Raw genomic sequence first — 5,196 nt, forward strand, 5'->3', positions numbered from 1 at the left:
GGTCAAGGTGGATGGCAAGGACGTCAAGTACGACCAGGAGAAGACCGGATATGGCTGGCGAACCGATGCCGTACTCGACGCGTCGTCCGCGACCTTGCCGACCACTTGCCAGATGAAGCGCCCGAACTAGGCCAGGATTGCCCGCGCCCAATGAAGGACTTGCCGTAAGGACCGTTCGTGGAATTTTTTGTCATCTCCCTGTTGAACGGCGTCAGCTACGGGTTGCTGCTGTTCTTGCTGTCGTCGGGGCTCACACTGATCTTCAGCATGATGGGTGTGCTCAATTTCGCACACGCCAGCTTCTACATGCTGGGGGCCTATTTTGCCTACACGATTGCCAGCAAGATCGGCTTCTGGCCGGCACTTGTTTTCGCCCCGCTGCTGGTGGTGTTCGTCGGCGCGCTGGTCGAACGCTTCGGCCTGCGTACGGTGCACAAGTACGGACACGTGGCCGAACTCCTGTTCACCTTCGGCCTTGCCTACCTGATCGAAGAGGGCATCAAGCTCGCCTGGGGACAGGCCGCCGTGCCCTACCGTATCCCTCCCGAACTGGACGGTCCGCTGTTCCATGTTTTCAACTCGACGTTTCCCAAGTACCGCGCCTTTATGATGCTGCTGTCGGTGTCGATGCTGGCGGCAATTTACCTGGTGCTTACCCGTACGCGCATCGGACTGGTCATACAGGCCGCGCTCACTCATCCGCAGATGGTCGAGGCGCTCGGCCACAACGTGCAGCGCGTGTTCATGCTGGTGTTCGCCGGTGGCGCCGCGCTCGCGGGTGTGGCTGGCGTGATTGGCGGCAATGCGTTCGTCACCGCTCCTTCGATGGCCGCCTCGGTTGGCACGATCGTGTTCGTGGTGGTGGTGGTGGGCGGCATGGGTTCGCTCGGCGGTGCGTTCGTCGCCTCGCTCCTGATCGGACTGCTACAGACTTTCGCCATCGCCATCGACGTCTCGCTGTCCGACCTGTTCGGCGTGTTCGGCCTTCATGTGACGAGCGCCACACTGCTGCCCTCGGTGTTCGATCTAACTGTGTCGCAGATGGCGCCGGTGCTACCCTATTTGCTGATGGTGGTGATGCTGATTGTGCGCCCACGTGGCTTGATGGGAACCCGGGAAGGCTAGACTCATGAAAACGACCATGCAGCAAAACTACAAGCCCGCGGCGGCCCAGGGCCCTCTGCGTTACCGCCGCCGTCAACTCGCGCACTACGCAATCTGGGGCCTGGCCGCCCTCGTGATGCTGGTCGCGCCGCTGTGCTTCTCCAGCCGGTTTGCGATCGCGTTGTTGTCGCAGATGGGGATCATGATCATCTTCGCGCTGTCGTACAACATGTTGCTGGGCCAGTCCGGCATGCTGTCCTTCGGCCACGCGATCTATTCGGGTCTGGGCGCATTCATCGCCGTGCACGTTCTGAATGCGGTCGGCGCGGGCCAGATCTGGTTGCCCGTCTCGCTTCTGCCACTGGCAGGCGGGCTCGGCGGCGCGTTTTTCGGCGTGCTGTTCGGCTACGTGACCACGCGGAAAGCGGGCACCACGTTCGCCATGATCACGCTGGGTATTGGCGAGATGGTGTACGCCAGTTCGCTGATGTTTCCCGACTTCTTCGGCGGCGAAGGCGGCGTCTCGTCGAACCGCGTGGTCGGCCATGCGGTGCTCGGTATTACGTACGGCCCCGGGCGTCAGGTGTACTACCTGATCGCGGTGTGGTGCCTGCTGTCGATGATCGCGATGTACGCCTGGACGCAGACGCCTCTGGGCCGGATCGCCAACGCCGTACGAGACAATCCCGAGCGGGCTGAGTTCGTGGGTTACGACACGCAGCGCGTGCGCTACCTCGTGATGATCATGTCAGCCTTTTTTGCCGGCATTTCCGGCGGCCTGTCGGTCATCAACTTCGAGATCGTATCGGCCGAGAATGTCGGTGCTGCGCAATCCGGCGGTGTTTTGCTGGCCACGTTCATCGGCGGCGGCGGCTTCTTCTTTGGCCCCGTGATTGGAGCCGTGCTGTACGTCCTGTTCGCAGTAGCGCTGTCCAGCCTGACCCATGCATGGCTGCTGTATCTGGGGCTGTTCTTCGTGGTCGTGGTGATGTTCGTGCCGGGCGGCATCGCGAGTTTGCTGATGAAGCAGGTGCCGCTAATCACTGGACGTAAGCTTGGCCGGATGCTGCCCTCGTACTCGGTGGCGCTGGGTGCGGGCCTGGTGTTGCTGGCGGCGTTGATCCTGACCGTGGAACTGATCTACAAGCTGCAGATCGACAGCGACAACGGCACCAGCATGTCGCTGGCGGGGATTGGCTTTGACGCATCCTCGCTCAAGCCCTGGGCAGTCGCGGCGGCGCTATGGATGGCAGGCGCGCTCGGCTGGCGGGCGGCGGTGGCAGGAGTGTATCGGGCCTGGGACGAAGTGCAGACGGAACTGGCAGGAGGCGCGGTATGACGGCGGCACTGGAATTGAGCGAAGTGCGCAAGAAGTTCGGCCAGACCGAGATCATCCGGGGAGTCAATCTAAGCATCCCGAAGGGCGAGCGCCATGCGCTGATTGGTCCCAATGGTGCGGGAAAGTCGACAACCTTCAACCTGATCTCGGGACGCAGCACGCCGAGTTCTGGTTCGGTAAAGCTCAACGGCACAGAGATCGGCGGCCTCAAGCCTTTTGTGATTAATCGCATGGGACTATCGCGCAGCTTCCAGATCACGAACATCTTTCACCGGCTTTCGGTGTTCGAAAACCTTCGCTGCGCGGTGCTGTGGTCGCTGGGCTACAAGTACTCCTTCTGGCATCGGCTGGCCGGATTGCACGACGCGCGTCAGCGTGCCGACGAGGTACTGGAACTGATCGGGCTGCAGCGCCTGCGGGACACTCAGGCAGGCCTGCTGACCTACGCCGAGCAGCGTGCACTGGAGATCGGCATTACCATCGCTGGCGGCGCCGAGGTGATCCTACTCGACGAACCGACTGCCGGCATGAGCCGTTCAGAATCAGACCAGGCGGTGGAGTTGATACGCAACGTGACCGTGGGCAAGACACTAGTGATGGTCGAGCACGACATGGGTGTGGTCTTCGGCCTGGCGGACCGTATCTCGGTACTGGTGTACGGAGAGGTCATCGCGACCGACACACCCGAGGCCATTCGCAACAGTGTCAAGGTCAAGGAGGCCTACCTCGGCACGACCCTCGACGAGACCTCCAGCGAGGGAACCCACTGATGACGCGGAGCATGCTGACCGTGCAAGGCTTGCACGCCTACTACGGCAAGAGCCACATTCTGCAAGGCGTCGACGTGCACGTCGACGAGGGCGAGATCGTCACCTTGCTCGGGCGTAACGGCGTGGGGCGCTCCACCATGGCCAAGACCATTCTCGGCATGGTCAAGGCTACGGGTTCCGTACGCTTTCGTGGCGAAGAGATCCTGGGACACCGCACCTTCGAGATCGCGCAGTTGGGCATTGGTTACGTGCCCGAGAACCGTGACATCTTCCCCACGCTAACCGTGCATCAGAACTTGTTGTTAGGCGAAAAGCGCAATCCGCGCCGGGCCGAACGCCGCTGGACCATGGCTGACATGTATGGCTTGTTCCCGCGCCTGAAAGAACGCGAACACACCCCTGCGGGGGTGCTCTCGGGCGGCGAGCAGCAGATGTTGACGCTGTGCCGCACGTTGATGGGCGACCCGGATCTGATCCTGATCGACGAACCGACCGAAGGACTGGCGCCGAAACTGGTGACACTGGTGGGCGAGTATCTGCAGGCGCTCAAGGAACGCGGCGTGTCGGTGCTGCTGATCGAGCAGAAGCTGGCTATTGCGCTCGACATCTCGCAGCGAGTCTATGTGATGGGCCACGGCCACATCGTATTCGAGGGCACGCCGTCAGAGCTGAAAGCCAATGCGCAGGTACGCAAGGAATGGCTCGAAGTGTAGGTTCGTCGGCACGTCCAAGGACCTTGTTGTCCAGCTATCCGAAACGAATAACGAAACGCACAATAAAAAGGAACACCAATTGCGAGCAGCTATCGTGGGCGCCGGTTCCCTTGGGACCATCATCGGCGCACTGATCAACCACGCGGGAAAACAGATTGATCTGGTCGATGCCTATAGGGATCACGTCGACGCGCTTAATACGTCCTGTGCGACCAAAACCGTCGCAATCGACTTGAATGTGCCGGTAAAGGCATACACCCCGGATCAGTTGACGGGCACATACGATCTCGTGTTCCTGCTGACCAAGCAGACCAGCAATCAGGAAACGCTCGCGCATCTGTTGCCTTACCTTCATCCGGATAGCTCGGTATGCACGTTGCAGAATGGAATTCCCGAGCATTCCGTCGCAGCACTTGTGGGTCGCGAACGCACCCTGGGCGGCGCAGTCGGGTTTGGCGCAACCTGGTTGCGGCCCGGCGTTTCTTCCCTGACATCGAGTTACGAGGCGATGAAAAACTTCGCATTTGAGATTGGCGAGATCGACGGCGCTGTTCGCCCGCGGCTGCAGGTAGTCCAGGCATATCTGGAATGCGTCGGAAAAACCGAGATACGGTCCGATCTGATGGGTATTCGGTTCTCCAAAGTTCTTATGAATGCCACGTTCAGCGGCATGTCCACCGCGCTGGGCTGCACTTTTGGGGATGTGCTTGCCGATCCCAAAGCCATGGTGTGCCTGGCGTTTGTCGCCGATGAATGCATCAAGGTGGCTCAAGCTCACGGCGTTCGGCTGGTGGCGATGCAAGGCGAAGATCTTGAGTTTTTCAAATTGCTAAGCGCCACTGATATACCGTCGAAGATGGTCCTTTATAGGAAGATCTGGGGAGCGCACACCGGGTTGAAGGCAAGCATGCTTCAGGATCTCGAGAAAGGGCGCGATACAGAAATCAACTTTATCAACGGCCTGATATGCCAGAAAGGGCGCGAGCGTGATGTCGCGACTCCCTTTAACGACAAGATCGTCGAGTTGGTAACCGAGGCTCAACAGCGACGTGGAGTCAATAACTTTGGCTATCTGAGCCGATTCGACGAGTTGTTGAACATCCACGCGAACGACCTTCCTAACCAGGTTGCATGGTCATGATTGCACTCGACCACACTCATGACCCGGCTGTGCGCAGCTGGATAGACTCCGCCAACGCGGTTGGCACTGACTTTCCGATCCAGAACCTGCCCTTCTCGGTGTTCCGCCGGCGCGGCACGCAAGAGACCT

5 protein-coding genes and 1 pseudogene are annotated in these 5,196 nt (G+C 60.2%); all 6 read left to right on the forward strand.

All coding sequences use genetic code 11. The features are described from left to right. A pseudogene (locus WCA53_RS10180) lies at positions 1-130 on the forward strand (branched-chain amino acid ABC transporter substrate-binding protein); the annotation flags it as partial. Positions 131-177: 47 nt separating this feature from the next. Then, complete coding sequence (locus WCA53_RS10185; RefSeq protein WP_423908684.1) at positions 178-1,125, forward strand: branched-chain amino acid ABC transporter permease; 948 nt, start codon at positions 178-180, stop codon at positions 1,123-1,125. A gap of 4 nt (positions 1,126-1,129) precedes the next feature. Next, positions 1,130-2,443 carry a branched-chain amino acid ABC transporter permease gene (locus tag WCA53_RS10190; protein WP_423908686.1) on the forward strand — a complete coding sequence of 438 codons (1,314 nt, stop codon included), beginning with the start codon at positions 1,130-1,132 and terminating at the stop codon, positions 2,441-2,443. Then, a complete protein-coding gene (locus tag WCA53_RS10195; RefSeq protein ID WP_423908688.1) occupies positions 2,440-3,213 on the forward strand; it encodes an ABC transporter ATP-binding protein in 774 nt (257 codons plus the stop codon). Before WCA53_RS10190 ends, WCA53_RS10195 begins: the two co-directional genes overlap by 4 nt. Beyond that, positions 3,213-3,926 (forward strand): ABC transporter ATP-binding protein, encoded by a 714-nt coding sequence (locus tag WCA53_RS10200; protein WP_423908690.1) that lies wholly within the window; start codon positions 3,213-3,215, stop codon positions 3,924-3,926. The genes WCA53_RS10195 and WCA53_RS10200 overlap by 1 nt, the downstream gene beginning before the upstream one ends. Positions 3,927-4,005: 79 nt before the next feature. Further along, the gene (locus WCA53_RS10205; protein ID WP_423908693.1) at positions 4,006-5,067 is read left to right on the forward strand and encodes a ketopantoate reductase family protein; all 1,062 of its coding nucleotides are present in this window, start codon (positions 4,006-4,008) and stop codon (positions 5,065-5,067) included. Positions 5,068-5,196 lie beyond the last annotated feature (129 nt).

This window comes from Caballeronia sp. (genome assembly GCF_049581465.1).
In the GTDB taxonomy this organism is placed as follows: domain Bacteria; phylum Pseudomonadota; class Gammaproteobacteria; order Burkholderiales; family Burkholderiaceae; genus Caballeronia.